Source organism: Actinomadura sp. NPDC047616 (assembly GCF_040642915.1).
Classification (GTDB): Bacteria; Actinomycetota; Actinomycetes; order Streptosporangiales; family Streptosporangiaceae; genus Spirillospora; species Spirillospora miaoliensis.
Genome location: NZ_JBEYTB010000003.1, coordinates 48,940 through 75,726, shown reverse-complemented (window position 1 = coordinate 75,726; position 26,787 = coordinate 48,940). Strand labels below are relative to the sequence as shown.

Below are 26,787 nucleotides of genomic sequence, written 5' to 3'. Positions count from 1 at the left end.
GTTCGGCGAGGCGAAGATCTCACCATCCGGCAAGATCGCAAATATCGGGTGAGTCACGTACAGTCGGCCTGTGGTGACACGGACGGCGGCCGGGACGCTCGGCCGGGCACGGCTGGCGGTGACGATCGCGTTCGTCGCGCACGGCCTGGTCGGCTCGGCGTGGGTGGCGCGTATCCCGCAGGTCAAGGAACACCTCGGGTTGAGCGAGGGCGCTCTCGGCGTGGCGCTGCTCGGCGCCCCCGCCGGGGTGGTCGTGGCGGTGCGCTTCGCCGGCGCGATCGTCGCCCGCTGGGGCAGCCGCGCCACGACCGTGGCGGCCGGGGCGGCGGCCGCGCTCGCGCTGGTGCCGATGGGACTCGCCGGGAACCTGGGCGCGCTGGTCGCCGCGCTGGTGCTGTTCGGCGGTTCGCTGGGCCTGATGGACGTGGCGATGAACGCCCAGGGCGTGGCGATCGAACGCCGCCTGGGCCGGCCGATCATGTCCGGGCTGCACGGCGCGTACAGCGTCGGCACCCTGGTGGCGGCGCTGGTCGGCTCAGGGCTGGCGCATCTGGACGTGCCCGTGCCGGTGCACCTGTCGGTGGCGGCGGTCGTGCTGGCGGTGCTGGTGCTCGCGGGCTGCCAGGGACTGCTGGACCGTTCCGCCGACGAGCTGCCCGACTCCGCCGGCGCGGCCGGGGACGACGCTCCCTCCGGGACGTCCGCGCGGAAGGCCGGAGCGGACGCGGTGCGCGGCGCGCGGCGCATGCTGGCCCTGTTGGGGTTCATCGGGCTGTGCTCGTTCGTCGGTGAGGGCGCGATGGCCGACTGGAGCGCCGTCTACCTGCGCGAGACCCTCGACACCGGAGCGGGCATCGCGGGCCTGGGCTACGCCGGGTTCGCGGTCGCGATGACGGTGGGACGGCTGGCGGGCGACAGGATCGTGGCGCGCTACGGGCCGGTGCGGGTGCTGCGCGCTGGAGCCCTGATCTCGGCGCTCGGGCTGGGCCTGGGGTTGGCGGCCGGGCACCCGGTCGCCGCGATCGTCGGGTTCACGCTGTTCGGGATCGGCGTCGCGCCGGTGGCACCCGTCACCTTCAGCGCCGCGGGCAACCTGCCGGGCGTGCCCGCCGCCCACGGCATCTCCCGCGTCACGGCCGTCGGCTACCTGGGACTGCTGGGCGGCCCGCCGGTCATCGGGTTCGTGGCGCAGGGGGTCGGGCTGACCGGAGCCCTGTGCGTCCCGGTCGCGCTCGTCGCGGCGATCCTGCTGTCCGCCCGCGCCACCGCCACGGCCGCACGTTGATCTTTTTCCCGGGGCCGGAGGTCGGACGGCGATGCCTCCTCCGGTAAGGTCTGGGCGAGTGAACACCATGCGGCGGTCGCGGCCGGGCCAAGCGGCGCTGGCGGACCGCGCCCCGGACGGGAGGTCGAGGGCCTCGCGCCGGTATCGCTTCGTGCGCGAACTGCTGACCTTCGGGTTCGTCGGGTTCATCGGCACGGTGATCATGATCGTCGGGGCCAACGTCCTGCGGCACCTGCACGGCGGCGGCCCGGTCACCAGCGTGGTGCTGCCCACCATGCTGTCGACGCTGGTGTCCTACCTGGCCAACCGGTTCTGGACGTTCCGCCACCGCGACAGCACCGGCTCCGGCCGCGAGGTGGCGATCTTCTTCGGGCTCAACGGCGTCGGCCTGCTGATCCAGGTGGCCTGCACCGGCTTCACCTACTACACGCTCGGCCTGCACGGCGGCGTCGCCTACAACGCCGGCCTGCTGGTGGGGCTGGCGCTGGCGTCGGCGTTCCGCTACTGGTCGTACCGCAAATGGGTGTTCACCCCGGCCGCCGCCTGACCCCGGCGCCGCGGCCCCCGGCGCGGGACGAGGCGCCGGACGCGGCGGCGCGGGCGCGGCTGGACGCCGAGTGGCCCGAGCACCGCCCGGCGGTGTTCGGCGCGGCGTACCGCATCACCGGCAGCGTGGCCGACGCCGAGGACGTCACCCAGGACGTGTGGCTGCGCGCGGCCGCCGCCGGGTCCCTGGACGAGGTCCGCGACCTGCGCGCCTGGCTGGTCACCGTGGCCGCCCGGCGGGCGTACGACCTGCTGACCTCGGCCCGCGCCCGGCGCGAGAGCTATGTCGGGCCGTGGCTGCCCGAACCGTTGCTGACCGGCCCGGACGCGGCCGAGCCGGTGCTGGTCGACGACACCCTCGGCGTCGCCATGCTGATGGTGCTGGAACGCCTCTCGCCGCCCGAGCGGGTCGCGTTCGTGCTGCGCCGGGCGTTCGATGTGCCGTACGAGCAGATCGCCGAGGCGCTGGGCAGGACGCCCGCGGCGTGCCGCCAGCTCGCCTCGCGGGCCGGACGCAAGATCGCCGCCGCCGGGCCGTCGGCCACGGCGAGGCGGCGGGCCTCCCGGGCCGAGCACGAGCGGGTGCTGGCAGCCTTCCGCGCCGCGTCGCAGAACGGCGACGGCGCCGAACTGCTGGCGCTGCTGGATCCGGACGCCACCTACGTCACCGACGGCGGCGGCAGGGCGTTCGCCGCCCGCAAGGTCATCGCCGGGGCCGGGCGGGTGGCGACGGTGCTGGTGCGGGTGGCCGCCAAGTTCGCGTTCCGCCTGGTGCCCGCCGAGATCAACGGCGAGCCCGGGCTGCTGGTGTACCGCGACGGGCAGCTCGTCGGCGCCGACATGATCGAGGTGGCGGACGGCCGCGTCACCGCGGTCCGCCGCGTGCTCAACCCCGACAAGCTCGCCGGTCTCCGCCACGTCGCCTGAACCGCTCGTTCCCGGGCACCCGCGCGGAAAAGGGGAAGGCCCCCGGCGGTACCGGGGGCCTTCGTGATGACTCCGCGCTTCGACTGATCGGCCGATCAGTCGAAGTAGTCGGGCTGCGACTGGGCGTTCAGCACGTCGAGCTTGACGCGCTTGCCCTTGTCGGTGGCCTTGTCACGGATGTCGATGACGTCCAGGCCCTTCTGGATGTCGCTGGAGTAGATGTAGCCGTTGTAGTAGTACGCCGACCACGAGCCGCCCAGGATGAGCTGGTCGTTGCTCAGCGGACCGCGCTCGAACCAGCCGATCTCCTTGGGCTTGCGGGAGTCGGTGAAGTCCCACACCGAGATGCCGCCCTGGTACCAGGCCTGCACCATGATGTCGCGGCCCTTGACCGGGATCAGCGAGCCGTTGTGGGCCACGCAGTTCTCGGTGTCGGCGTTCGCCCGCGGGATCTTGAAGTAGCTGCGGAAGACCAGCTTGCGCTTGTCGCCCTTGCCGACGATGTCGTAGACGGCGTCGGCGCCCTTGTCCTGCCCGATCGCGGCGTTGCAGGTGGCGGTGCCGCCGCCGCCCAGCTCGTCGGTGAAGACGACCTTGTTGGCCTTGTTGTTGAACGTGGCCGAGTGCCAGAACGCGAAGTTCTCGTCGTCGCGCACGCTGTGGATGATCCGCGGCTTGAGCCGGTCGGAGATGTCGAACAGCACGCCGTCGCCCATGCACGCCCCGGCCATGATGTTCTTGGACGGGTAGGCGGTCAGGTCGTGGCAGCCGGAGGTCTCCGAGGTGCCCTCGGGGTAGTCCTTCCCGTCACCGGGGTTGCCGCCGTTGGGGAACAGCACCGGCTCGGCCGCCAGCTTGGCCGCCTGCGGGTTGTTCAGCGGCACCTCGACGATCGAGATGAGGTCGTGCGGCGGCTGGCAGTCGGGGAAGGTCGAGTCCGGGCGGTAGGACGAGACGTAGATGTACGCCGTGCCCTTCTTGCCCGGGACCAGCGTGTTGGTGTGCGAGCCGCACTTGGTCTCGACGGCCTTGACGTAGCGCGGGTTGCGCACGTCACTGATGTCGAAGATCTTGATGCCCTCCCAGGCATCCTTCTCCGTCGCCGGCTTGGGCACCGACTGGCAGGAGTCGTCACTGCGTGAGCTGTCGGTCGACAGGAACAGCAGGTTCCCGGAGATCGACACGTCGTTCTGCGAGCCGGGGCACTTGACCACGGTGACGATCTGCGGCTTGGCCGGCTTGGAGATGTCGTAGACCGTGAAGCCGTCGTAGTTGCCGGCGAAGGCGTAGTTGCCCTTGAAGGCCCAGTCGGTGCCGTAGGAGCTGGTGCCCGCGAACACCGGCGGCTTGGGGATGTTGGCCAGGTGGTGCATGTTGGAGGTCTTGACGACCTCGTCCTGACCGGGGATGGCGGCCGCGGCGGCCGGTGCCACGGCGGCCGACCCGGCCAGCACGAGCGCCGCGAGGGTACCCACCAGTGTTCGTCGCTTGGGTCTGCGTCCAGGGAACAGCGCCACCCTCACTCCTTCGCGTTCAGAGGCCCCCGACAGTAGATTGATCATCCGGAGTATGGACTGAACCGCGCCGTTTGAATAGGTCTGTATGGATCTGTGAGCTTCCTGAGATCTAAGGCTCTTTATTCGACATGCCGACTACGGCTACCGTCCGGGGTGTTCGAGCGCAGGTCGGAGTGGGGAGACGGATGCACTACCGGACGCGGTACCGGATCGCGGTGCTGGCCTTGGCGACGGCGGCCGCCGCGGGCGCCCTGGGCGGATGCAGCGGCGACGAGGACGGCGGGGCGACGCCCAAGGGCACCGTGCTGATGCCGGGACGGCCGGGGGAGGCCAACAAGACCGCGGTGGCCGGGCCGTCCACCCCGTCACCGCCCACGGCCGCGGAGTTCCGCTTCATCGAGATGATGATCCCGCACCACCGGCAGGCGATCGAGATGGCCTCGCTGGCCCCCGGCCAGGCGTCCGACCCGCAGGTCAAGGCGATGGCCGAGCGCATCGACGCGTCGCAGAACGTCGAGATCGCGGCCATGCAGAACTGGCTGAAGCGGCACGGCCGGGCCACGTCCCAGGGACAGGGCGGCCACGCCGGCCACGGCGCGCACGGCGGCGCCGCCTCGCCGTCGGCGTCCGCCCACGCGAACATGCCGGGCATGGCGACCCCGCAGCAGATGGAACAGCTGCGCCAGGCGCGCGGCAAGGACTTCGACCGGCTGTTCGTCAACCTGATGATCACCCATCACCAGGGCGCGCTGACCATGGTCAAGGACGCGCTGGACAAGGGCACCGACGTCACCGCCCAGGAGATCGCACGGGACGTCCAGTCCAGCCAGCAGGCCGAGATCAACCGGATGCGGGCCCTGCTCGACGGCTGAGCGGAATCCGCTGTCACACCGGACCGGGCCGCGTCGTCTCCCTGGCGACCGCTTGACCGAGCGAAGGGAACGACGATGAAACAGCGCATGAACCTGCCCGATGTCGCCCCGGACGCCTACCGGGCGTTCCTGGCGGCCGAGAAGGTGCTGCGCGAGTCGGGGCTGGACCCGCTGGTGCGGCACCTGGTCAAGCTCCGTGTATCCCAGATCAACGGCTGCCTGTACTGCGTCGACATGCACGCGCACGAGGCCCTGGACGACGGCGAGACCCCGGACCGGCTGTACCAGCTGCCGGCGTGGCGGGAGTCGGACCTGTACACCGAGGCCGAGCGGGCCGCCCTCGCCTACGCCGAGTCCGCCACCCGGCTCGGCGAGGACGGCGTGCCCGACGAGATCTGGGACCGGATGACCGCCCACTTCCCGGTGGCCGACCAGGGCACCCTGGTCGCCCTCGTCGCGATGATCAACCTGTGGAACCGGGTCTGCGTGCCGACGCGTGTGCGTCCCCCGGCCCGCCCCGTCCCCGAGGCCAGGGCATAGGACGGCCGGGCCGCCGGGAGCCGGGCCTCCCGGCGGCCCGCCGCGTTCAGCGCCCGGCGGGGGTGATCTTCTCGGTCTGGGCCACAGCCTCGCCGAGCACACCGGCCAGGTCCTGCCCGGTGGCCTGCGAGAAGATCACGTGGTCGACGCCCGCCTCGGCGAGCCGGCCCACCGTGTCCACGACCTGGTCGGCCGAGGGCCGGCCGTGCGGCAACGTCAGCGAGGTCTTCTCGATGTCGGCGTAGTCGCGGCCCTCCCGCTCGCAGTGCTCGCGCAGCACGTCGAGCTTGTGCCGCAGGTCCTCGGCGTCGAAGATGTTGCAGGCGTCGGCGTACTTGGCGACGAACCGCAGCGTCTTCTTCTCCCCGGAGCCGCCGATGAGGATCGGCGGATGCGGGCGCCGCACCGGCTGCGGCGAGTTCAGCGGCCGCTCCAGCCGGTAGTGCTCGCCCTCGAAGGCGCTCTCGTCGCCCTTCCACATCTGGTGGGCGATCCGCAGCGTCTCCTCCAGCCGTTCGAACCGCTCGGCGGTCGGCGGGAACGGAACGCCGAGGCCGCGCGACTCCTCGTCGTTCCAGGCGGCGCCGATGCCCAGCCAGGCCCGGCCGCCCGACAGCACGTCCAGCGTCGTCACCGTCTTCACCAGGATCCCCGGGTGCCGGTAGGTGACACCGGTGACCATGGTGCCCAGCGTGATCTTCTCGGTGAGCGCCGCCGCGTACGCCAGCGCGGTGTAGCCCTCCAGCATGGGCTCCTCCGCGGGGCCGACCACCCTGATCTGGAAGAAGTGGTCCATCACCCAGAAGGAGTGCAGCCCCGCCTGGTCGGCCTCACGGGCCATACGCCCGTACTCGGCGGCGATCCGCTCGGGCCCGCCCGGGAAGGTGAAGCTGGGCACCTGCAGTCCAATGCGCATGAGGGAGTCCCCTCTCCTCGGTAGGCGGGATGGTGCTCCCACTCTGCGACCTGGAGCGCGCTCCAGGTCAAGCCGAAGCGGCCGTGTCCAGTCGTTCCCGCAGCTCGGCGTCCAACGCCAGGTCGGCGGCGCCGAGCGCCTCCTCCAGCTGCGCCATCGCGCTGACGCCCACGATGGGGATCATCGGCGGGTCGCCGCCCATCAGCCATGCCAGCACCACCTGGTTGGGCGTGGCGCCCAGCTCGTCGGCCACCGACCTCAGCGCCGCCAGCCGCCGCTCGTTGGACGGGTGCTCGTACGCCCAGTGCAGCGGCTTGTCGGGGCGCGTGTAGGAGCCCGCGAGCAGCGCGTTGTACACCCACAGCCGCATGCCCTCAGCCCGCACGTAGTCGAGCAGCTCCCCGTCGACATGGTGGTGGCCGTTCTCGGGCAGCTTCACCCCCGGCTGGGGCAGCAGGTAGGAGTAGCGGTACTGCAGGTCGTCGTACCGAGGCTCGCCGAGCGCCCTGGCCCGCTCCACCCGCCACACCGCGTGGTTGCTCACCCCGACCCGGCCGACGGCGCCCTCCCGCACCAGGTCGCCGAAGGCGCCCATCGTCTCCTCCAGGGCCACCGACCGGTCCTCGAAGTGCGCCCAGTACAGGTCGATGTGGTCGGTGCCCAGCCGCCGCAGGCTGCCCTCGGCGGCCGTCCGGATCGCCTTCTCCGACAGGCCCTCGGCGTTCTCCAGCCCCGTCCCGGGCGTCTTCGGCTGCGCCCCGACCTTGGTCCCGATGAAGACCCGGTCCCGCAGCCCGCGGCTGGCCAGCCACCGCCCGATGACGGTCTCGCTCTCACCCCCGCGTCCGCCCTCGAGCCAGAACGCGTAGTTGTTGGCCGTATCGATCATCGTCCCGCCCGCCTCGACGAAGCGGTCGAGAATGGCGAACGAGGCCTCCTCGTCCACCCTGGTACCGAACAGCATTGCGCCCAGTGCGATCTCCATGCCGCCCGATCCTGACCCCTGGAGCGCACTCCAGGTCAACCCCCTGGAGACTTCCGCGAGAGGCCACTAGGCGAACACATCGTCAACCGTCTCGGCGGTGGCAGCCCGTGTGATCCACTCCTCCAGCTGCCGGATATCGGTGCACGTGGTGATGCGGTGGCGTGCGTCGTCGGGGACGGTGACGCCGCGTGCGGCCAGGATCCTGAGGACCGCGTTTGCTTCGCCCTCCGCGCGGCCCCTGGCTTCGCCCTCTGCGCGGCCCTTGCTGAAGTGTGCGCGGGCGAAGGGGCTGTAGACGGGCCACTTGGTGGAATTCATGATCTCCTCCATGATCTTTCGCACCGCTGGGACGGACATGTTGTAAGCGTGTTCATAGTATTGCGGAACGTGTTCGTCCGGCTCTTCCGCCGCAGGCAACTCTTTCGCCGCGGCCATGAAGGCCTCGACGACCTTGCGGTACTTCTGGCCGTGGGCCAGGACCGACAGGACGGCGACCCCGGGCTGGGCGGCGGCCTCGGTCGGGTCGGTGATGACCGGGATCTGGTCGGGGCCCACGACCACGGGATGGAGGGTGTACCCCGGCAGCTCGGTGGGGATGGGCTCGGCGTAGAAGGCGGCGGTGTCGGCGTCGGGGCAGACGACGAGGACGTCGACACCGCCGCGCTGCTGCTGCAGCCACTGTCCGGCGGCATAGCGTGGCAGCTGCCTGCGCTTCGACCTGGACTTCGTCTGCTGGATCTCCAGGATGATGCCGTGGACCGGATCCTGTGGTGGTCCCACCGTGAACACGTTGTCGGCGACGTAGTCGGCGGACGGGCGGTCGTTGAAGGTGTTCTTCGCCTCCTGGACCGGGAGGTCGGGAGGGAGATCGAGAACGTCGAGGCGGCCGAGGAGGTCCGCGGCCAGCCTCGGATTCTCGCGGAAGAGCTCGTTGAGGGCGTCATGGCGACGTGATGGCATGTCGCTGAACGTTACATTGTGATTCCTTAGAGTGATGTATGTGTCTCGTTTGTTGTGATCTGGATCACTTCAGGTAGTCGCGCAGGTGCTGTGCGGTGAGGGTGTCGGCGGTGGTGACGAGGTCCCTTGGGGTGCCGGTGAAGACGACGCGGCCGCCGTCGTGGCCGGCGCCCGGGCCGAGGTCGATGATCCAGTCGGCGTGGGCCATGACGGCCTGGTGGTGCTCGATGACGATCACGGTGTTGCCGTCGTCGACCAGGCGGTCCAGGAGGGCCAGGAGCTGGTCGACGTCGGCCAGGTGCAGGCCGGTGGTGGGCTCGTCCAGCACGTAGACGGTGCCCTTGCCGGCCATGCGGATGGCCAGCTTGAGGCGCTGGCGTTCGCCGCCCGACAGGGTGGTGAGGGGCTGGCCGAGGCTCAGGTAGCCGAGGCCCACGTCGCACATGCGGTCGAGGATGGCGCGGGCCTGGCCGGTGGTGAAGAAGTCGCGGGCCTCGGCGACGGACATGGCCAGCACCTGGCTGATGTCCTTGCCGCGCAGCTTGTACTTCAGCACCTCGGCGGTGAAGCGCCGTCCCTCGCACTCCTCGCAGACGGTGGCGACCCCGGCCATCATCGCCAGGTCGGTGTAGACGAGGCCGATGCCCTTGCAGTTGGGGCAGGCGCCCTCGGAGTTGGCGCTGAACAGGGCGGCCTTGACGCCGTTGGCCTTGGCGAAGGCGGTGCGGACCGGGTCGAGCAGGCCGGTGTAGGTGGCGGGGTTGCTGCGCCGGGATCCGCGGATCGCCGACTGGTCCACCACGACGACGCCGTCCCGGCCGGGCAGCGACCCGTGGATCAGCGAGCTCTTGCCCGAGCCCGCGACGCCGGTGACGACGGTGAGCACGCCGAGCGGGATGTCCACGTCGACGTTCTTGAGGTTGTGCTGCGACGCGCCGCGGATCGGCAGGTGCCCGGTGGGCCGCCGGACCCGCTCGCGGAGGGCGGCGCGGTGGTCCAGGTGGCGGCCGGTGAGGGTGTCGGACGCGCGCAGGCCCGCCACGTCGCCGGTGTAGCAGATCCGGCCGCCGGCGGTGCCGGCGCCGGGGCCGAGGTCGACGACGTGGTCGGCGATCTCGATGGTCTCGGGCTTGTGCTCGACGACCAGCACCGTGTTGCCCTTGTCGCGCAGCCGCAGCAGCAGCCCGTTCATCCGCTGGATGTCGTGCGGGTGCAGTCCGACGGTGGGCTCGTCGAACACGTAGGTGACGTCGGTGAGGCTGGAGCCGAGGTGGCGCACCATCTTGACGCGCTGCGCCTCGCCGCCCGACAGCGTGCCGGACTCGCGGTCCAGGCTGAGGTAGCCCAGGCCGACCTCCACCATCGAGTCGAGGGTGGCGCTCAGCGTGGCGACCAGCGGCGCCACCGACGGGTCGTCCAGCTTGCGGACGAACTCGGCCAGGTCGCTGATCTGCATGGCGGCGCAGTCGGCGATGTTGCGGCCGTTGATCTTGGCCGAGAGGGCGGCGGCGTTGAGCCGGGTGCCGCCGCAGTCCGGGCAGGCGGCGAAGCGGACGGCGCGCTCGACGAACGCCCGGATGTGCGGCTGCAGCGACTCGACGTCCTTGGACAGGTAGAGCCGCCGGACCTTGACCACCAGGCCCTCGTAGTTGGTGTTCATCCCGCCGAGCTTGATCTTGGTGGCGGGCTTGTGCAGGAAGTCCTCCCACTGCTCGGGGGTGAGGTCGCGCAGCGGCACGTCGCGGGGCACGAACCCGGACTCGACGATGTTCTGCCAGTACCAGGAGCCGACGGTGAAGTTCGGCACGGTGATGGCGCCCTCGTCCAGCGACAGGTCGCGGTCGACGAGCTGGTCGACGTCGATGTCGGAGACGCGGCCGAGCCCCTCGCAGCGCTGGCACATGCCCTCGGCGCTGTTGAAGCTGAACGCGGTGGAGGTGCCCACGTGCGGCACGCCGATGCGGCTGAAGATGATGCGCAGCATGGTGTGCGCGTCGGTGGCGGTGCCGACCGTGGACCGGGAGTTGGCGCCCATCCGCTCCTGGTCGACGACGATCGCGGCGCTCAGGTTGCGCAGCGCGTCCACCTCCGGACGGCCCACCGGCGGCATGAAGCCCTGCACGAAGGCGCTGTAGGTCTCGTTGATCAGCCGCTGCGACTCGGCCGCGACGGTGCCGAACACCAGCGACGACTTGCCCGACCCGGACACGCCGGTGAAGACGGTCAGCCGCCGCTTGGGGATGTCGAGGTCGATGCCGGCCAGGTTGTTCTCCCGGGCGCCGCGCACCTCGATGACGTCGTGGGCGTCGGCCGGATGACGGGGGTTCATGGCGCTCCTGTATCTTTATGCCCTAAAGAGTTCGAAACAGTTTACGGCATAAGGAGTGGTCCGTTGGTCGTCTTCGCCGGACAGGGGGACGCGCGCCGTTCGATGGCCCTGCTCTGGCGCGCGTCCGAGGGCGAACGCGGGGCCCGTTCCGCCCCGGGGCCGCGTCCCGGGCTGAGCGTGGACGTGATCGTCGACGCGGCCATCGCCGTCGCCGACGCCGAGGGCATGGCGGCCCTGTCCATGCGCGCGGTGGGGGAGCGGCTCGGCCGCACCGCCATGGCCCTCTACACCTACGTGCCGGGCAAGGCCGAGCTGGTCGACCTCATGTACGACCGGGCCCTGGCCGAGCTGCCCACCCGCTACGACCTGAGCGTGGGCTGGCGGGCGGCCGTCACGGCGTGGGTGCGCGACCTGTGGGACTTCCACCTGCGCCATCCGTGGACGCTGCAGGTGTCGCACGCGCGTCCCGTCCTGGGGCCCGGCTGGTTCACCATGTCCGAGACGATGATGGCCGTCCTGCGCACCACCGGGCTGGACGCCCGCACCCTGCGCGGACTCGGCGGGACGCTGACGCACCTGGTGCGGGACGCGGCGCGGATCGTCGCCGAGACGCGCCTGGCGACGCAGGAGACCGGAAAGGGCGAGGACGAGTGGTGGTACGCCCACGCCCCGCAGCTCGACGAGCTGGTGCCCGACTTCGGCGCACGGTTCCCCACGCTGACCTGGATGGAGTCCCAGCGCGCCTTCGACATGGACGACACGGAGACCCCCTACCTGGTGCAGGAGGCCACCGAGGTGTTCGAGGTGGGCCTCGCCATCGTGCTGGACGGCATCGAGGTCAGGATCCGCCGCGCGGGCGGGGACCCGGACCATTGACCTGGAGTGCGCTCCAGGTGGCAGTCTGGGGCCCGTGAGCTCCTACTCCCCGGCTGAGACCGCCACCCGGAGCGGCTTCAGCATCGACACGCTGCGTTACTACGAGAAGATCGGGTTGCTGTCGGGGATCGCGCGCGACACGGCGGGTCGCCGGGTCTTCACCGACGACGACCTGGCGTGGCTGGGCATGCTGCGCTGCCTGCGCGACACCGGCATGCCGATCGCCGAGCTGCTGCGCTACGCCGAGCTGGTGCGCGGCGGTGACGAGACCACCCGGGAACGGGTCGCGCTGCTCAGGGCGCACGACCGCCGTGTGGAGGAGCAGATCGCCCGGCTGCGCGAACAGCAGCGGAAGATCCAGGGGAAGATCCGCTTCTACGAGCACGATGCCGCGGCCGCGGCCGCGGCCGCCGAGCCGACCGCCGACGCCGCCACCTGAGCGATCGCCTCGCCGCGGGCGAGGCGGCGGCGCAGCAGCGCGGCGTCCGGCGCGACGGCCGTGACGAGCACCGCGGACGGGTGCGCCAGCGGCAGGACGGCCAGCCCGTCCCCGGCGTGCGGCTCGCGGGTCAGTCCGGGCCGGACCAGCAGCACGTTGCCGGCGGCCCTGGCGTCACCGAGCACCGCCGGGCCGGCGTGCCGGTCCGCGACGCGCAGCTCGTGACGCAGCAGGGGCGTCCGGCCGATCGTCACGTCGATCCTGCTGTGCAGCCGCCCGGGCCGTTCACCGTGACGTCCCAGCACCAGCTCCTCGTGCAGGCGCAGCGTCGCGTCCTCGGCCAGCGCGATCTCCGTCACGGACCGGTGGTCGCATCCGGCGGCGGCCACCGTGGGCTCCGGCGCGAGGTCCAGGTGGGCGCCCGCCCCGGCCCGCGCCCGCACCGTCAGCCGTGACACGCCGTCCCCGGGCAGCACCAGCGTGGCCGCCACCGAGCGCACCGCCAGCCGCGCCCCCGGGCCGACAGCGAGGTCGATCTCCAGGACGTCGCCGCCCAGCGGACCGGCCGCCGCGCCGACCAGATAGACGGCGTCGGCGGTCTCGCGCAGCGCGAGCGGCCCGTCCGAGCGCAGCCGCGTGCAGCGGGTCCGTCCCTGCGCGTCGCGTTCGGCGGTGACGGCCGCGCGCGCCGTGTACCGCCGGGTCACGTCACCGCCGTGGCGGCCGCGCGCGCCTCGCGCAGCACCCCGCGCACCCACGCCGCCACCTCCGGCGCGTCGGGACGCTCGCGCAGCGAGGTCAGCGCCACCGGCCTGCCGCCGCGCACCCGGGCGGCGTCGCGCTCCATCAGCGCCACGTCGCTGCCGACCAGCGGCGCCAGATCGGTCTTGTTGATGACCAGCAGGTCCGCGTTCGCCACGCCCGGACCGCCCTTGCGCGGCACGTCGTCGCCGCCCGCCACGTCCAGCACGAAGATCTGCCGGTCGGCCAGGCCCCGGCTGAACAGCGCGGTCAGGTTGTCGCCGCCGCTTTCCACGATGACCAGGTCCAGGTGCCCGTGCCGGGCCTCCAGGGCCTCCACCGCGTCCAGGTTGGCGGAGATGTCGTCGCGGATGGCGGTGTGCGGGCAGCAGCCGGTGCGCACCGCGGTGATCCGGTCGTCCGACAGCACGGCCTCGCGGCGCAGGAAGTCGGCGTCCTCGGTGGTGTAGATGTCGTTGGTCACCACCGCCAGGGCGAACTCCTCGCGCAGCGCGCGGCACAGCGCCGCCGTCAGCGCCGTCTTGCCGCTGCCCACCGGGCCGCCGATGCCCAGGCGCAGCGCCCGGCCCGCCGCCGGCGCGGCCTCGTGCGGGTCGTGATCGTGGTTGGCGCCCACGGTGCGTCCTCCCGTCTCCACGGTGTTCCCATGACTCGGTTCCCGTGACTCGAACAGACCTATGACTCGTAGACCTATGACTCGAACAGGCGCAGCCCGGAATGGACGTGCGCCTCGGCGAGCAGGTCGAGCAGCGGCGCGGACGGCGCGGGCAGCGCCCGCCACCCGTCCCCGGCCGCGGCGGCGGCCTCCCGCGCGACGTCGTCCACCTCGGCCGCCAGGCCGGCCAGGACCCGGTGCACGCCCAGCGGGTCCAGGCCGAGCAGCCGGACGGCCGCCGACGCCGGTCCGGTCACCGCCCCGTACGCGGCGACCGCCGCCGCCTGCCGCGGCGCGCCGCCCGCCGCCGCGGCCGCCGCGCCGAGCACGAGCGGATGGTGCGGCTCGCGCAGCTCGGCCGCCAGCGCGTCCAGCCCGGGATGCGACCAGGCCGCCCGCGCCGCCCGCGACAGCGACCGCCCCTGCGCCCGCGACGCCCGCCGCTGCGCGGGCGACGGCGTGCGCGCGTCCGCCTCCGCGTCCAGCTCCCGCCACCGGTGCGGTTCCGCGTCGGCGTGCGCACAGGCGGCGGCCGCCAGGGCGGCGGTGGTGAGACCGGCGGTGGCCAGCCGTCCGCGCAGGAAGCCGCGCAGGTCGTCCAGGCCGGTGACGGCGTGCGCGGTGACGGCCGGTTCCAGCCCGCCGGAGTGCGCGTGGCCGCCGGCCGGCAGACGCGAGTCGGCCAGCAGGAGCAGCGCGGCGGGGATCTCCTCCATCAGAACAGGAAGTAGCGCTGGGCCATGGGCAGCTCGGCGACCGGGGCCGGCTCGATCTCCTCGCCGTCGACCGAGACGGTGAAGGTGTCGGGGTCCACCTCGATGCGGGGCAGCGCGTCGTTCAGCGGCAGGTCGGCCTTGCCGAGCCGCCGGGTGTCCTTGACCGGGACGAACCGGCGGCGCACCGCCAGCCGGTCCGGCAGCCCGTCGTCGAGCGCGGCCTGCGCCACGAAGTGCAGGGACGTGGCGGCCGCGGCGGCCGGGGAGGCGCCGAACATCGGACGCGGCAGCACCGGCTGCGGGGTCGGGATCGAGGCGTTGGCGTCGCCCATCGCCGCCCACGCGATCATCCCGCCCTTGAGCACCACGTGCGGGCGCACCCCGAAGAACGCCGGGTCCCACAGGACGAGGTCGGCAAGCTTGCCCGGCTCGACCGAACCGATCTCGCCGTCCAGGCCGTGCGCGATCGCCGGGTTGATCGTGTACTTGGCGACGTAGCGGCGGGCGCGCAGATTGTCCGCGCCGTTGCCGGAGCCGCCGTCGCCCGGCAGGGCGCCGCGGCGGCGCTTCATGGCGTGCGCGGTCTGCCAGGTGCGGATGACGGTCTCGCCGATCCGGCCCATCGCCTGCGAGTCCGACCCGATCATCGCGATGGCGCCCAGGTCGTGCAGGACGTCCTCGGCCGCCATGGTCGTCGGGCGGATCCGGGACTCGGCGAACGCCAGGTCCTCGGGCACCGACGGGTTGAGGTGGTGGCACACCATGAGCATGTCCAGGTGCTCGTCGAGGGTGTTGACGGTGTGCGGGCGGGTCGGGTTGGTCGACGACGGCAGCACGTTCGGGTGGGCGGCGACGGTGATGATGTCGGGCGCGTGCCCGCCGCCCGCGCCCTCGGTGTGGTAGGCGTGGATCGACCGGCCGCCGACGGCCTCCAGCGTCGACTCGACGTACCCGGCCTCGTTCAGCGTGTCGGAGTGCAGCGCCACCTGCACGCCCGAGGCGTCGGCGACGCGCAGGCAGGCGTCGATCGCGGCGGGCGTGGAGCCCCAGTCCTCGTGCAGCTTGAAGCCCGCGGCGCCCGCGCGCAGCTGCTCCCACATGGCCTCGGCGGACACGGTGTTGCCCTTGCCGAGCAGCGCCACGTTCACCGGCCAGGAGTCCATGGCCTCCAGCATGCGGTGCAGGTACCAGACGCCGGTGACGGTGGTGGCCTTGGTGCCCTCGGCCGGTCCGGAGCCGCCGCCGAGCAGGGTGGTCACCCCGGCGCCGAGCGCCTCCTCGGCCAGCTGCGGGCAGATGAAGTGCACGTGGGAGTCGACGGCCCCGGCGGTGAGAATCCTGCCGTTGCCCGCCAGTACCTCGGTGGTGGGGCCGATGACCAGGTCCGGGTGGACGCCGTCCATCGTGTCGGGGTTGCCCGCCTTGCCGAGCGCGACGATCCGGCCGTCGCGCACGCCCACGTCGGCCTTGACCACGCCCCAGTGGTCGAGCACGACGACGCCGGTGACGACCAGGTCGAGGGAGCCCTCGGCGCGGGTGGCGCGGGACTGCCCCATCGACTCGCGGATCACCTTGCCGCCGCCGAACACCGCCTCGTCGCCGGTCGCCATGCCGTTCGGGCCGCGCGCCAGGTCCTCGGTGACCTCGATGAACAGGTCGGTGTCGGCGAGGCGGACGCGGTCGCCCGCCGTCGGCCCGTACAGCTCGGCGTAGCGGGCGCGGGACAGCTCAGTCATCGAGGGCTCCCGCCTGGTCCGTGCGCAGCCCGGGGACGACGCGGCCGCCGGCGAGCGGGACGAGCGTCACCTCGCGGGTCACGCCGGGCTCGAACCGGACCGACGTCCCGGCGGGCACGTCCAGCCGATGTCCCCACGCCGCGTCCCGGTCGAAGTCCAGGGCGGGGTTGGCCACGGCGAAGTGGTAGTGCGAGCCCACCTGCACGGGACGGTCGCCGGTGTTGACGACGGTGAGGGCGGTCCGCGGCCGGCCCGGGTTCAGCGGCACGGGCTCGCCGGCGGGGACGACCTGCCCGGGGACCATCGCGCCGCCGCTCACGGGATCGGCCGGTGGACGGTGACGAGCTTGGTGCCGTCGGGGAACGTCGCCTCGATCTGGACCGACTCCAGCATCTCCGGCACCCCCTCCATGACGTCGTCACGGGTGAGCACGGTGCGGCCGGACTCCATCAGCTCGGCCACGGTGCGCCCGTCGCGGGCGCCCTCCAGGATGTGCACCGCGATGATCGCGGTCGCCTCGGGATGGTTGAGCCGCAGCCCGCGCGCCCGCCGCTCGCGGGCCACGGAGGCGGCCACGTGGATCAGCAGGCGCTCCTGCTCGTGTGGAGTGATCAGCACTCTGGGGACGTTACTGCCGGTCTGACTGATTCCGGAACGAGGGAATTGCCTTTTTAACATCCATTTCACGTAACCGGACGGGGGCGCCCCGCCGCCCGGAGTAACGATCACCGGGGCGCAGACGATCAACGTTCTGAAGCAGATCACCGACAACCTCAGGGCACAGGGCCTGACGCCTCGGGACGTGATCTCGACGCGGGCCTGCCCCGCCGACCCGCCAGGCGCGGACGCCGCCGGCTTCCCCGGCCGGAACCGCGCGTACCGCCATTTCAACGCCGACACCGACCAGACCACCGGCAAGCCCGTCAACGTCCCGCCGGCAGCGCCGCCCCGGCGCCGCCCCCGTACGTCAACCCCGGCCCGGCCCGCCCGGGTCACGCTGGAGATCGAGAACCTGCCGGTCACCGGCCGGCTCGTGGAGGTGGAAGCGGTCGCCGCGTTCACGCGGCGCCAGACCCCCGTCCCGCACGGACGACCGGGCGCGCCCCCGCCGCCCGGGCGTCTCCCGACCCTTTCCGGAATCCCCCCCGTACCGGAGAAAAGGAGATCCATGTCGACGACGACCGACTCCCGGGAGCCCGACCACAACCCGCCGACCCCGATCACCCGCCGGACGTTCCTCGGCCGCACCGGCGCCGGAGCCGTGCTGCTGGCCGGCGGCCTGGTCGCCGGGGAGACCCTCGCCGGGGTCCCGGCCACGGCGCGCACCGCGCCCGCCGGCGTCGACCCCGCCGACCTGGACCCGCTGGCCCTGCTGAAGAAGATGCTGGCCTACGACACCCAGAACCACGGCGAGGGCGGCGTGACGCTCCCGCACGCGCGGATGCTCAAGTCGGTCTGGGAGTCGGCCGGGGTGTCCGCCGAGATCGTCCCGACGCCCAAGCAGGACAACGTCCACCTGATCGCCCGGGTCAAGGGCACCACGGCGGCGCCCCCGCTGCTGCTGCTCGGGCATTCGGACGTCGTTCCTGTGGAGCGCTCCAAATGGTCGGTGGACCCGTTCGCGGGCGTCGTGAAAGACGGCGAGATCTACGGACGCGGCGCGCTCGACATGAAGGGCGCCAACGCCGCGTTCATCTCCGCCCTGCTGCGCCATCTCGACGAGGGCGGGAAGTTCGACCGCGACATCATCGTCCTCACCGACTGCGACGAGGAGTCCGGCCCGTACGGGTCGCGCTGGCTCGCCGAGCGGCACTGGGACAAGGTCAACGCCGGGATGGTGCTCACCGAGGGAGGCTGGTTCCTGGCCCAGCGCGACAAGCGCACCCCCATGCTCATCACCGTGACCCGGCAGGACAAGGTCTACTTCAACCTCGACCTGGTCGCCGACGGCACCGCCACCCACTCCTCCAAGCCCAACCCCGACTCGGCCATCGCCAAGCTGTCGCGCGCCGTCACCGACCTGGACGGCTGGCTGGCGCCCGTCACGATCACGCCCGTCACCCGCGAGTACTTCGCCGCCCTGGCCCGCGCCACCGACGACGCCGCGTTCCGCCGCGCCATCGAGCTGATGCTGGCCGCCCGCACGCAGGCCGCCCGCGAACGCGCCGCGGCCGTCGTCGTCAAGCGCAGCTCCTACCCGTGGCTGCACCGCGCCCTGCTGCGCACCACGCACGCCTTCGTCATCGAGGACGCGGGCTACAAGGAGAACGTCATCCCGTCCACCGCCACGCTGCGGATCAACTGCCGGGGCGTGCCCGGCGGGCAGCGGCCGCGCGAGTTCCTCGCGCAGGTCCGCAGGCTGCTCGACGGCCGCGACGTGACGGTCAAGCTCGTCGGCAACCCCGGAGAGAGCGAGGAGGACGCGCTGAAGCGGCTCGACGAGACCTTCGCCAAGCCGCCGTCGTCCATCGACTCGCCGCTGTTCGCCGCGATCAAGGACGCGGCCGGCAGGACCTACCCGGACGCGGTGTTCGCCCCGGCGCTGTTCGAGGCCGGGACGAGCCTGTACCCGTGGACCTCCCGGGGCGTCCCCGGGTACGGCGTCTACCCCTACGTCCTGGACAACGACCAGCTCGTCACCATGCACGGCAACGACGAGCGCATCACCGTCGACGCGCTCAGGCAGGGCACCGAGTTCATGTACCGGCTGTTCGACCGGTTCCGGGTGCGCTGACGCTCAGGGCGCCCTGAGCCTCAGGGTGCGCCGAGCGGGGCGCCGGCCGCCCCGGCCGTCTCGGGGACGACCCGGCGGCCGATGAACGGGTAGTCCACCACCAGTCCCGTCCGGTCGAACACGATGTCGGCGGTGAACCCGTCGCTGTCGAACCGGACCACCGAGCGCTCCCCGTCCCGGCGGACGAACGTGTACGTCTGCCGGGACGGGGACACCGCCAGGTCCGGCACCGACACCCACGCCACCAGGAACTCGGCCGGGCCGCCGCCGTCCAGCAGGCGGGCGCCGTCCGCCGGCGGCCGCAGCACCGGCATCGTGTTGGTGAGCGGGGACAGCCCGAGGTCGCAGTCCAGCGCGCCCTTGAGCGCCGACGCGTCCCCGCCCGGCGGCGGCAGCGGCACGTGGCCCTCGGCGCGCGCGACGATGTGCCACTCGCCCTCCGGCCGGTTCAGCAGCTCCAGCCCGCGCCGCCACGGCCCGGTCGCCGGGTCGGTGCCGTGCGCCTCCACCATCAGCCGCGTCGTCACCAGGCGGTCGTCGGTCGTCAGCTCGTACTCCAGCCGGTACGGCAGCGGATCGCCGCCGATCGCCGTTCCCGCGGCCGTCAGCTCCCCCCGGCTCAGCCGCACCTCGGCCAGCTCCGCGCCCCCGGGCTTCACCCACACGATCGATTCGGTCATGGGCGGATCGATACCCCCGCACCGGTTGCGGACGCCAGGCCCGGGATGTCGGGCCGACGGATTAGACTCGCCGCCGTGGCCGGCCGGATTCGCAACGAGGACATCGCGCTCGTACGGGAGCGCTCGCCGATCGCCGACGTGGTCGGGGAGTACCTCCAGCTCCGCAACGCCGGCGGCGGCAATCTCAAGGGCCTGTGCCCGTTCCATGACGAGAAGTCGCCCTCGTTCAACGTCACGCCCGCGCGCGGGCTGTGGTTCTGCTTCGGCTGCTCCAACGGCGGCGACGTCATCAAGTTCGTCCAGGAGATCGACCACCTGTCGTTCACCGAGGCGGTCGAGCGGCTGGCGGCCAAGGCCGGGATCCAGCTGCGCTACGAGGACGGCGGCCACACCCCCCGCCGCGACACCGGCCAGCGCGCCCGGCTGATCGAGGCGCACCGGGCGGCCGCCGAGTTCTACGCCGAGCAGCTGGCCACGCCGGAGGCGATCACGGGCCGCAAGTTCCTGTCCGAGCGGGGCTTCGAGGCGGCCGACGCCGAGCACTTCGGGGTCGGCTACGCGCCCCGCGAGTGGGAGGCCCTGGTGCGGCACCTGCGCGGCCGGGGCTTCGCCGACCGCGAGCTGATCACCGCCGGGCTGGCGAAGGAGGGGCGGCGCGGCCCGATCGACCGCTTCCGCGGCCGCCTGGTATGGCCGATCCGCGACCTGAGCGGCGACGTCATCGGTTTCGGTGCGCGCAAGCTGTACGACGACGACGGCACCGCCAAGTACCTCAACACCCCCGAGACGCCGCTGTTCCACAAGGGCTCGGTGCTGTACGGCGCCGACCTGGCCCGGAAGGAGATCGCCCGGCGCCGTCAGGCCGTGGTCGTCGAGGGCTACACCGACGTGATGGCCTGCCACCTGGCGGGCGTGCCGACCGCGATCGCCACCTGCGGCACCTCGTTCGGCGGCGACCACATCAAGATCCTGCGCCGGCTGCTGATGGACCAGGACGAGTTCCGCGGCGAGGTGATCTTCACCTTCGACGGCGACTCGGCCGGGCAGCGGGCCGCGCTGCGCGCCTTCGAAGAGGAGCAGAAGTTCGTCACCCAGACGTTCGTGGCCGTCCAGCCCGACGGCCTCGACCCGTGCGACCTGCGCGTGCGGTACGGCGACGCGGCGGTGCGCGACCTGGTGGCCTCCCGGCTGCCGCTGTTCGAGTTCGCCATCCGCAGCCGGATCGGGGGCTACGACCTCGACACCGCCGAGGGGCGGCTGGCGGCGCTGGACGCGGCCGCGCCGGTGGTGGCCTCCATCAAGGACCGGGCGCTGCGGCAGATGTACGCGATCAGCCTGGACCGCTGGCTGGGCATCATGGACGAGCAGTTCGTGCTGCGCCGCGTCCGCGAGCTGTCGGCGCGGCAGCGGCCGGCCGCGCGGGCGAACGGGCGCGCCGGCGGCGCCGGCGCCGGGGAGCAGGCCGTCCCGGCGGCGCCGCGGCGGCCGTCGCACGACCCGAACGACCCCGAGGTGCAGCGCGAGCGCGAGCTTTTGAAGCTGGCGGTGCAGCGGCCGGCCGTGCTCGGCCCGCAGTTCGACCAGATCCCCGCCGAGGACTTCCTGGCGCCGCCGCACGCGGCGGTGCGGCAGGTCATCGCGGCCGCGGGCGGCGTGACCGCGCCGGTGAGCGCCGCCGAATGGGTCGGTCTGCTGCGCGAGCACGCGCCGAACGAGCAGGTCAGGGAGCTGGTCACCCGGCTGGCGGTGGAACCTGTTCTCTTCGCCGGTGATTCGGACGACCGATACGCCGCCGACCTCCTGGCCCGAATCCAGGAACGCCAGGTCACGCGCATGATCGCCGATGCCAAATCTAAACTCGCGCGGCTGAATCCGGCCGAGCAGGTCGAGGAGTACAACCGGCTGTTCGGCGATCTTGTCGCGCTTGAGCAGCAGAGACGGGAGTTGCGCGAGCGCGGCCTTGGCTCCCAGTGAGTCACGGGACCGCAAAAATGGGTCCTGTGATCTAGGCCCTTCGTACCGCAGACTGTCACCGTGGGCCCTTCGGTGCTGCCAAGCGAGGCGCCATCGGTTGACCAGGTGGCGGACCTCGTCGCGCGCGGCAGAGAGCGCGGCGGTGTGACGGTCGACGACGTCGCCGCCGCTCTCGATCGCTCGGACTTGCCGGACGACTCCCTGGAACGGGTCGTCCGGATGCTCGCAGAGCAGGGGGTAGAGGTCCTCGAGTCTCCGCAGGAGACCGAGGACGTCACGCGAGCGGACGAGGGAGACCTCGGCAAGCGGGCGCCGACGAGCGACCTGGTTCGGATCTACCTGCGGGAAATCGGTCGCGTACCGCTGCTCACGGCAGAAGATGAAGTCGAACTCGCGAAATCGATCGAGGCGGGCCTGTTCGCCGAGGAGAAGCTGCGGCACACCGCCATCCTCTCCCCGATGGAACGGCTCGATCTCGAACTGCTCGCCCGCGAGGGGGCGCGGGCGAAGCAACGCCTGATCGAGGCCAACCTGCGCCTGGTGGTGTCCATCGCCAAGCGCTACGTCGGCCGGGGCATGCTGTTCCTCGACCTGATCCAGGAGGGAAATCTCGGACTGATCCGCGCGGTCGAGAAATTCGACTACACAAAGGGGTTCAAGTTCTCGACCTACGCCACCTGGTGGATCCGCCAGGCGATCACCCGCGCCATCGCCGACCAGGCCCGGACCATCCGGATCCCGGTGCACATGGTGGAGACCATCAACAAGCTGGTCCGCGTGCAGCGCCAGCTGCACCAGGACCTCGGCCGCGAACCCGCCCCCGAGGAGATCGGCCGGGAGATGGGGCTGCCGCCCGCCCGCGTGGTGGAGATCCAGCGCATCGCCCAGGAGCCGGTGTCCCTGCAGTCGCCCATCGGGGAGGAGGACTCCGACCTCGGCGACTTCATCGAGGACGCCGACGCCGTGGTGCCGATCGAGGCCGCGGCGTTCATCCTGCTGCAGGACCAGCTGGAGGACATCCTGGGCACGCTGTCGGACCGCGAGCAGCGCATCATCCAGCTGCGCTTCGGGCTGACCGACGGCCATCCCCGCACCCTTGAGGAGGTCGGCCGCGAGTTCGGCGTGACCCGGGAACGGATCCGGCAGATCGAGTCCAAGACCCTGGCCAAGCTGCGCCATCCCTCGCGCGCCCAGATGCTCCGCGAGTACCTGGACTGACCGGCCGGCGTCCGGGGCCGGGGCGGCGCCTCCGGCCCCGGGCACCGGCCCGCCGGGGCAAGGGATGTGACGGAACGGTCATGACCTCCCACTCTTCCGTCTCGTGGATTACGGTGGGAGCCATGCTGATCGTGACGACTGACGGGCTGGCCGGGCATGAGATCCGCGGTGTGCTCGGCGAGGTCATGGGGGTCGCCGTCCAGACCGATCAGGGCCGTGCCGCGGCGCCCGGCGGGGCCAGCGCCACCTTCCGCGTGACGGGCGAGCAGCCGGGCGCGGGCCTGGCCGGGCTGCGCCGCCAGGCGATGGAGCGTCTGGGCGAGGACGCGCGCCGCAAGGGCGCCAACGCGGTGGTGGGCATGCGGATGGACTCCGTCGCGCTGGCCGGAGGCGGTCACGAGGTGTGCGCCTACGGCACCGCCGTGTGGGCCGAGCCCGCCGCGGGCGCCCCGCGCGACCAGGCCGCCGCGCAGCAGTCCCCGGCCATGCCGCACATGCCGCCGTACGGGGACCCGCAGCCGGGCGGACCGCCCATGGCCGCCCGCAACCTCACCATCGGCGTCCACGACCGTCCCCGCTGACCCACGGCGCCGCGCAGGCTCAGCCGCTGCTTCAGGCGTCGGGTCAGGCGCCGGCGGCGCGTTCGGCGCGGATGCGGGTGACGACGTCGCCGGCCGCGGTCTTGATCGAGTCCAGTTCCCGCAGGTATCCCCAGTAGTCGGGGTGGGCGCCGGTCAGCAGGCCGGGGGCCTTCTCCAGACGCTCGACCAGGGCGTCCAGCGCGCGGGCGTGGTGCGGCGCCGGGCCGCCCGGTGCGGCGACGGCCATCCGCTGGGCGTCCCGGACGGCGAACCGCACCGCGTCGGCGGGCTTGCCGGGGTCGGCGGCGGCCTCCTCCAGCTGCGTCACCCGTCCCATCACCTGCCCGGCGCGGCGGTCGGCGGCGTTGAGCTCGGTGCGGGCGGCGGTGAGCGCCTGCTGCGCCTGCCTCCACTCGGCGCGGCCCGCGTGCGCCGACGCCTCGGCGAGCCGTTCGCGGGCCCGCTCCACGGCCGCCTCGACGGCCTCCGGCGCGCCCCGCAGGTCCTGCCAGCAGGCCTGCGAGTAACCGCGCAGCAACTGCCGCATGGCCTGCCGCACCGCTTCCACCCGGCCCGCCACCACGTCCACCCGGGTGCGCACCGAGGTGATGCCGTTGCGCACCTTCTCGGCCTGCCGGGGCAGCTCCTCGGCGGCCTCGCGGGCGCGGTCGGCGATCTCCCGCACCTCCTCGGCCTTCTCCATCGCCCCGGCCAGGCCGAGCCCGCCCAGCCCCTGCGAGCCCACCACCGCCAGCGCCTCGCGGGCCCGCGCCAGCTCCGCCTCCGGCTCGGCGGCGTCGAACCCCGCCTCGCGCGCCCGTGCCACGGCCGCGTCGGCGGCGGCGACCGCGTCGCGGGCGGCCGTCAGCCGCGGCGGCAACTGGTCGAGCGCGGCCTCCAGGCGCCGCATCCGCGGGGCGAGCCGCTCGGCGAACCCGTTGAGCCGGCCGGTGACCTCCCTGAGCCGGTCGGTGACGGCCAGGAACGCGCGGCGGGCCGCGTCGTACTCGGCGGGCGTGCGGTCCTCGGTCAGGTCGTGCGCGTCCACGACGCCGATGTAGGCGACGGCGGCGGTGTCGGCGTTCTGGCTGAGCCCTTCGAACTCCGCCCGGACCGGGGCGGCCGCCGCCCCGTCCAGGTCCGCGAACAGCGTCACGCGGCCCTCGACGTACTTCTGCGCCTGGTCCATGTCGTAGAACGCCGTGGCGGCCGCGTCCCTGGCCTCCGCCGCCGCGTCCGCCGCCTGCGCGCCCCGGCCTCGCCGGCGGGCGTCCCCCGCTCCCAGCAACGGTGCCCTCCCTTCGCTCCGCTCCAGTCTCGCCCAGCCGCCCGTCCCGTACACCTTCCGCCCGTTGTGTTCCCACCGGAACCTGGGGGCCGACCGGCGTACGGGGAACGGATAGCATCGCTCCAACGTCGGTATAGCGAAGCGTCGAGACGGCGCGGCGCGCATCGGCGCCGGCAGCCAGCGATCATGGAGGCACCGTGGGCGTCAGTCGCAGCGGGGGCGGCAGCGCGTTCTCGAGCGGTCTCCCGGCGGCCACGGTGTCCGGCGAGCCCCTCCGGGCCGCGGCGGACCACGGGTCGCGCACGGCCGGGCGGGCGCCCGCGCGGCGGCCGGCAGCGCCATGGAATTCGGCGTGAAATCTGATCAACGAGTCTCCGAGGGAGTGGACCGACCATGGGTGTGTCACTCGCCAAAGGCGGCAACGTCTCGCTGACCAAGGCCGCGCCGAGCCTGACCGCCGTCGCCGTGGGCCTGGGCTGGGACGTGCGGGCCACCACCGGCGCCGACTTCGACCTGGACGCCAGCGCGCTGATGCTGGGGCCCGACGGCAAGGTGCTGTCCGACCAGCACTTCGTCTTCTTCAACAACCTGCGCAGCCCCGACGGCTCGGTGGAGCACACGGGGGACAACCTGACCGGCGAGGGGGAGGGCGACGACGAGGTCATCAACGTCGACCTGTCGGCCGTCCCGGCGGGCTGCGAGCGGATCGTGTTCCCGGTGTCGATCTACGAGGCCGACGCGCGGGGGCAGAGCTTCGGGCAGGTCCGCAACGCCTTCATCCGCATCGTCAACCGCGCCGACGGCAACGAGCTGGCGCGGTTCGACCTCAGCGAGGACGCCTCAACCGAGACCGCCATGGTCTTCGGCGAGCTGTACCGCCGCGGCGGCGAGTGGAAGTTCCGCGCCGTCGGTCAGGGGTACGCCTCCGGCCTGGCCGGGATCGCCATGGACTTCGGTGTCAATGTCGGCTGAGCCGCCGGCCGCGGCCGGCCCGGCTCCGATCGTCGGTTCCCCCCAACGAGCAGAAATACGCGCATGATTCTTCGCACCTTCGGGTGGTCCTTCGCCGTCACGATCCTCGGCCTGATCGTCGCCTTCCTGTACGACGGCGGCGTGGGCCTGGCGCTGGTGGCCGTGCTGGCCGTACTCGAGATCTCGCTGTCCTTCGACAACGCCGTCGTCAACGCCAAGGTGCTGGAACGGATGAGCCCGTTCTGGCAGAAGATCTTCCTGACCGTCGGCATCGCCATCGCCGTGTTCGGCATGCGGCTGGTGTTCCCGCTGGTCATCGTGGGGATCACCGCCTCGCTCGGCCCGATCGAGGCGTTCGACCTGGCGCTGAACGACTCGCACCGCTACCACGAGCTGATGCGCGACGCCTACCCGACGATCGCGGCGTTCGGCGGCATGTTCCTCATGATGCTCTTCCTGGAGTTCGTCTTCGAGGAGCGCTCCGAGAAGTGGCTGCCGTGGCTGGAGGCCCCGCTGGCCCGCATCGGCAAGCTGAACCAGCTCGCGGTCGTCGTGGCGGGCGGCGCGCTGGTGGTGGTCGCCAACTACTTCGCCGACGACCCGGGCGACGTGATGATCGCCGGAGTGCTCGGCATGCTGACCTACATCCTGGTCAACGGGCTGGGCGAGCTGTTCTCCGAGGCCGGCGGCGTCGATGACGATGACGACGACGAGGACGACGAGGCCGGGGAGCGGGCGGCCGAGCCCGCGCGCCGCGGCGGCCCGAGCGAGCTGGCCCTGGCCACCGGCAAGGCGGGCTTCTTCCTGTTCCTCTACCTGGAGGTGCTGGACGCCTCGTTCTCCTTCGACGGCGTCATCGGGGCGTTCGCCATCAGCACCGACCCGATCGTGATCGCGCTGGGCCTGGGCATCGGCGCCATGTACATCCGGTCGCTGACGGTGTTCCTGGTCCGCAAGGGCACCCTGCACGAGTACGTCTACCTGGAGCACGGCGCGCACTGGGCGATCGGCGCGCTGGCGGTGTGCATGCTGGTCGGCATCGGCCACCACGTGCCCGAGTGGATCACCGGCGGCCTGGGCGCCGGACTGATCATCGCCGCGTTCCTGTCCTCGATCCTGCGCAACCGGCGCGAGGAGTCGGGCGCCGCGCCCGGCGGCCCGAGCGGGGACAAGGAGCTGCACTCCACCAAGGTCTGACCACCAGGTCCGTCCACCCAGCTCCGATCAACAGGTCCGATCAACAGGTCCGAGCCGCACCCCGCACCGCTCACGCGAAGGA

At 72.4% G+C, this 26,787-nt stretch carries 26 protein-coding genes; 13 read left to right on the top strand and 13 right to left on the bottom strand.

Annotated features, from left to right (window positions below; all coding sequences use genetic code 11):
* Positions 1 to 70: 70 nt before the first annotated feature.
* The 3 genes from ABZ801_RS07975 to sigJ all read left to right on the top strand — a co-directional run bounded on the left by ABZ801_RS07975 (position 71) and on the right by sigJ (position 2,758).
* Entirely contained in the window at positions 71 to 1,285 is a 1,215-nt protein-coding gene (locus tag ABZ801_RS07975) for an MFS transporter (RefSeq protein WP_360694343.1), read from the top strand.
* A 151-nt stretch (positions 1,286 to 1,436) separates the two neighbouring features.
* Entirely contained in the window at positions 1,437 to 1,832 is a 396-nt protein-coding gene (locus ABZ801_RS07970; RefSeq protein ID WP_360694340.1) for a GtrA family protein, read from the top strand.
* Entirely contained in the window at positions 1,805 to 2,758 is a 954-nt protein-coding gene (gene sigJ / locus ABZ801_RS07965; protein WP_360694337.1) for an RNA polymerase sigma factor SigJ, read from the top strand. Before ABZ801_RS07970 ends, sigJ begins: the two co-directional genes overlap by 28 nt.
* 95 nt (positions 2,759 to 2,853) lie before the next feature.
* On the opposite strand, the gene ABZ801_RS07960 is transcribed toward sigJ, so the two are convergent.
* A complete protein-coding gene (locus ABZ801_RS07960) occupies positions 2,854 to 4,233 on the bottom strand; it encodes a hypothetical protein (RefSeq protein WP_360694334.1) in 1,380 nt (459 codons plus the stop codon).
* Positions 4,234 to 4,460: 227 nt separating this feature from the next.
* Between ABZ801_RS07960 and ABZ801_RS07955 the strand changes: the two genes are divergently transcribed.
* Together ABZ801_RS07955 and ABZ801_RS07950 are read left to right on the top strand one after the other, a co-directional pair.
* Positions 4,461 to 5,147, top strand: a complete 687-nt coding sequence (locus ABZ801_RS07955; protein WP_360694331.1) for a DUF305 domain-containing protein — start codon at positions 4,461 to 4,463, stop codon at positions 5,145 to 5,147.
* 75 nt (positions 5,148 to 5,222) lie between these two features.
* The gene (locus ABZ801_RS07950) at positions 5,223 to 5,687 is read left to right on the top strand and encodes a carboxymuconolactone decarboxylase family protein (protein ID WP_360694328.1); all 465 of its coding nucleotides are present in this window, start codon (positions 5,223 to 5,225) and stop codon (positions 5,685 to 5,687) included.
* Positions 5,688 to 5,733: 46 nt separating this feature from the next.
* On the opposite strand, the gene ABZ801_RS07945 is transcribed toward ABZ801_RS07950, so the two are convergent.
* From ABZ801_RS07945 to ABZ801_RS07930, 4 genes are all read right to left on the bottom strand, one after another.
* Entirely contained in the window at positions 5,734 to 6,603 is an 870-nt protein-coding gene (locus ABZ801_RS07945; RefSeq protein ID WP_344950138.1) for an LLM class F420-dependent oxidoreductase, read from the bottom strand.
* Between the two features lie 67 nt (positions 6,604 to 6,670).
* Positions 6,671 to 7,588 (bottom strand): aldo/keto reductase, encoded by a 918-nt coding sequence (locus tag ABZ801_RS07940; RefSeq protein ID WP_360694325.1) that lies wholly within the window; start codon positions 7,586 to 7,588, stop codon positions 6,671 to 6,673.
* Positions 7,589 to 7,654: 66 nt separating this feature from the next.
* A complete protein-coding gene (locus ABZ801_RS07935; protein WP_360694322.1) occupies positions 7,655 to 8,548 on the bottom strand; it encodes a hypothetical protein in 894 nt (297 codons plus the stop codon).
* A gap of 64 nt (positions 8,549 to 8,612) precedes the next feature.
* A complete protein-coding gene (locus tag ABZ801_RS07930) occupies positions 8,613 to 10,877 on the bottom strand; it encodes an excinuclease ABC subunit UvrA (RefSeq protein ID WP_360694319.1) in 2,265 nt (754 codons plus the stop codon).
* 63 nt (positions 10,878 to 10,940) lie between these two features.
* Here ABZ801_RS07930 and ABZ801_RS07925 point away from each other — a divergent pair, with 63 nt between their 5' ends.
* Both ABZ801_RS07925 and ABZ801_RS07920 read left to right on the top strand, forming a co-directional pair.
* A complete protein-coding gene (locus ABZ801_RS07925; RefSeq protein WP_360694316.1) occupies positions 10,941 to 11,753 on the top strand; it encodes a TetR/AcrR family transcriptional regulator C-terminal domain-containing protein in 813 nt (270 codons plus the stop codon).
* Between the two features lie 34 nt (positions 11,754 to 11,787).
* Positions 11,788 to 12,192: a MerR family transcriptional regulator gene (locus tag ABZ801_RS07920; protein WP_360694313.1), complete on the top strand. Its 405-nt coding sequence runs from the start codon at positions 11,788 to 11,790 to the stop codon at positions 12,190 to 12,192.
* On the opposite strand, the gene ABZ801_RS07915 is transcribed toward ABZ801_RS07920, so the two are convergent.
* The 6 genes from ABZ801_RS07915 to ABZ801_RS07890 all read right to left on the bottom strand — a co-directional run bounded on the left by ABZ801_RS07915 (position 12,129) and on the right by ABZ801_RS07890 (position 16,679).
* Positions 12,129 to 12,899: an urease accessory protein UreD gene (locus tag ABZ801_RS07915; protein ID WP_360694310.1), complete on the bottom strand. Its 771-nt coding sequence runs from the start codon at positions 12,897 to 12,899 to the stop codon at positions 12,129 to 12,131. The two genes, ABZ801_RS07920 and ABZ801_RS07915, sit on opposite strands and share 64 nt — an antisense overlap.
* Positions 12,896 to 13,570: an urease accessory protein UreG gene (gene ureG / locus ABZ801_RS07910; protein WP_360694307.1), complete on the bottom strand. Its 675-nt coding sequence runs from the start codon at positions 13,568 to 13,570 to the stop codon at positions 12,896 to 12,898. Before ureG ends, ABZ801_RS07915 begins: the two co-directional genes overlap by 4 nt.
* Positions 13,571 to 13,644: 74 nt before the next feature.
* A complete protein-coding gene (locus ABZ801_RS07905; protein WP_360694304.1) occupies positions 13,645 to 14,325 on the bottom strand; it encodes an urease accessory UreF family protein in 681 nt (226 codons plus the stop codon).
* Positions 14,325 to 16,061, bottom strand: coding sequence for an urease subunit alpha (locus ABZ801_RS07900; protein ID WP_360694301.1), 1,737 nt, complete (start codon positions 16,059 to 16,061; stop codon positions 14,325 to 14,327). Before ABZ801_RS07900 ends, ABZ801_RS07905 begins: the two co-directional genes overlap by 1 nt.
* The gene (locus tag ABZ801_RS07895) at positions 16,054 to 16,365 is read right to left on the bottom strand and encodes an urease subunit beta (RefSeq protein WP_360695660.1); all 312 of its coding nucleotides are present in this window, start codon (positions 16,363 to 16,365) and stop codon (positions 16,054 to 16,056) included. Before ABZ801_RS07895 ends, ABZ801_RS07900 begins: the two co-directional genes overlap by 8 nt.
* A gap of 11 nt (positions 16,366 to 16,376) precedes the next feature.
* Positions 16,377 to 16,679, bottom strand: a complete 303-nt coding sequence (locus ABZ801_RS07890; RefSeq protein ID WP_344958578.1) for an urease subunit gamma — start codon at positions 16,677 to 16,679, stop codon at positions 16,377 to 16,379.
* 550 nt (positions 16,680 to 17,229) lie between these two features.
* On the opposite strand from ABZ801_RS07890, the gene ABZ801_RS07885 reads away from it, so the two are divergent.
* Positions 17,230 to 18,795 (top strand): M20/M25/M40 family metallo-hydrolase, encoded by a 1,566-nt coding sequence (locus ABZ801_RS07885; protein WP_360694297.1) that lies wholly within the window; start codon positions 17,230 to 17,232, stop codon positions 18,793 to 18,795.
* A gap of 20 nt (positions 18,796 to 18,815) precedes the next feature.
* Here ABZ801_RS07885 and ABZ801_RS07880 read toward each other — a convergent pair whose 3' ends face one another.
* A complete protein-coding gene (locus tag ABZ801_RS07880) occupies positions 18,816 to 19,475 on the bottom strand; it encodes a putative glycolipid-binding domain-containing protein (RefSeq protein ID WP_360694294.1) in 660 nt (219 codons plus the stop codon).
* Positions 19,476 to 19,550: 75 nt separating this feature from the next.
* Between ABZ801_RS07880 and dnaG the strand changes: the two genes are divergently transcribed.
* The 3 genes from dnaG to ABZ801_RS07865 all read left to right on the top strand — a co-directional run bounded on the left by dnaG (position 19,551) and on the right by ABZ801_RS07865 (position 23,248).
* The gene (gene dnaG, locus ABZ801_RS07875; RefSeq protein WP_360694291.1) at positions 19,551 to 21,449 is read left to right on the top strand and encodes a DNA primase; all 1,899 of its coding nucleotides are present in this window, start codon (positions 19,551 to 19,553) and stop codon (positions 21,447 to 21,449) included.
* A gap of 72 nt (positions 21,450 to 21,521) precedes the next feature.
* Positions 21,522 to 22,667 carry an RNA polymerase sigma factor RpoD gene (rpoD, locus tag ABZ801_RS07870; RefSeq protein ID WP_360695657.1) on the top strand — a complete coding sequence of 382 codons (1,146 nt, stop codon included), beginning with the start codon at positions 21,522 to 21,524 and terminating at the stop codon, positions 22,665 to 22,667.
* A gap of 122 nt (positions 22,668 to 22,789) precedes the next feature.
* The gene (locus tag ABZ801_RS07865) at positions 22,790 to 23,248 is read left to right on the top strand and encodes a heavy metal-binding domain-containing protein (protein WP_360694288.1); all 459 of its coding nucleotides are present in this window, start codon (positions 22,790 to 22,792) and stop codon (positions 23,246 to 23,248) included.
* 43 nt (positions 23,249 to 23,291) lie between these two features.
* Here the strand turns inward: ABZ801_RS07865 and ABZ801_RS07860 are convergent, their stop codons facing one another.
* Positions 23,292 to 24,536, bottom strand: coding sequence for a molecular chaperone DnaJ (locus tag ABZ801_RS07860; protein WP_360694285.1), 1,245 nt, complete (start codon positions 24,534 to 24,536; stop codon positions 23,292 to 23,294).
* Positions 24,537 to 24,929: 393 nt separating this feature from the next.
* Here ABZ801_RS07860 and ABZ801_RS07855 point away from each other — a divergent pair, with 393 nt between their 5' ends.
* Positions 24,930 to 25,508, top strand: a complete 579-nt coding sequence (locus ABZ801_RS07855) for a TerD family protein (protein ID WP_344944628.1) — start codon at positions 24,930 to 24,932, stop codon at positions 25,506 to 25,508.
* 63 nt (positions 25,509 to 25,571) lie between these two features.
* Positions 25,572 to 26,705 carry a DUF475 domain-containing protein gene (locus ABZ801_RS07850; protein ID WP_360694282.1) on the top strand — a complete coding sequence of 378 codons (1,134 nt, stop codon included), beginning with the start codon at positions 25,572 to 25,574 and terminating at the stop codon, positions 26,703 to 26,705.
* The last annotated feature ends 82 nt before the right edge of the window (positions 26,706 to 26,787 follow it).

What these genes read in the sequence shown, in the direction of transcription:
- ABZ801_RS07850 (WP_360694282.1), top strand. Translation starts at nt 25,572, where the DNA reads ATGATTCTTCGCACCTTCGGGTGGTCCTTCGCCGTCACGATCCTCGGC.
- ABZ801_RS07865 (WP_360694288.1), top strand. Translation starts at nt 22,790, where the DNA reads ATGCTGATCGTGACGACTGACGGGCTGGCCGGGCATGAGATCCGCGGT.
- ABZ801_RS07900 (WP_360694301.1), bottom strand. Translation starts at nt 16,061, where the DNA reads ATGACTGAGCTGTCCCGCGCCCGCTACGCCGAGCTGTACGGGCCGACG.
- sigJ (WP_360694337.1), top strand. Translation starts at nt 1,805, where the DNA reads ATGGGTGTTCACCCCGGCCGCCGCCTGACCCCGGCGCCGCGGCCCCCG.
- ABZ801_RS07940 (WP_360694325.1), bottom strand. Translation starts at nt 7,588, where the DNA reads ATGGAGATCGCACTGGGCGCAATGCTGTTCGGTACCAGGGTGGACGAG.
- ABZ801_RS07895 (WP_360695660.1), bottom strand. Translation starts at nt 16,365, where the DNA reads ATGGTCCCCGGGCAGGTCGTCCCCGCCGGCGAGCCCGTGCCGCTGAAC.
- ABZ801_RS07945 (WP_344950138.1), bottom strand. Translation starts at nt 6,603, where the DNA reads ATGCGCATTGGACTGCAGGTGCCCAGCTTCACCTTCCCGGGCGGGCCC.
- ABZ801_RS07950 (WP_360694328.1), top strand. Translation starts at nt 5,223, where the DNA reads ATGAAACAGCGCATGAACCTGCCCGATGTCGCCCCGGACGCCTACCGG.
- ABZ801_RS07855 (WP_344944628.1), top strand. Translation starts at nt 24,930, where the DNA reads ATGGGTGTGTCACTCGCCAAAGGCGGCAACGTCTCGCTGACCAAGGCC.
- ABZ801_RS07905 (WP_360694304.1), bottom strand. Translation starts at nt 14,325, where the DNA reads ATGGAGGAGATCCCCGCCGCGCTGCTCCTGCTGGCCGACTCGCGTCTG.
- ABZ801_RS07955 (WP_360694331.1), top strand. Translation starts at nt 4,461, where the DNA reads ATGCACTACCGGACGCGGTACCGGATCGCGGTGCTGGCCTTGGCGACG.
- ABZ801_RS07885 (WP_360694297.1), top strand. Translation starts at nt 17,230, where the DNA reads ATGTCGACGACGACCGACTCCCGGGAGCCCGACCACAACCCGCCGACC.
- ABZ801_RS07930 (WP_360694319.1), bottom strand. Translation starts at nt 10,877, where the DNA reads ATGAACCCCCGTCATCCGGCCGACGCCCACGACGTCATCGAGGTGCGC.
- ABZ801_RS07880 (WP_360694294.1), bottom strand. Translation starts at nt 19,475, where the DNA reads ATGACCGAATCGATCGTGTGGGTGAAGCCCGGGGGCGCGGAGCTGGCC.
- ABZ801_RS07935 (WP_360694322.1), bottom strand. Translation starts at nt 8,548, where the DNA reads ATGCCATCACGTCGCCATGACGCCCTCAACGAGCTCTTCCGCGAGAAT.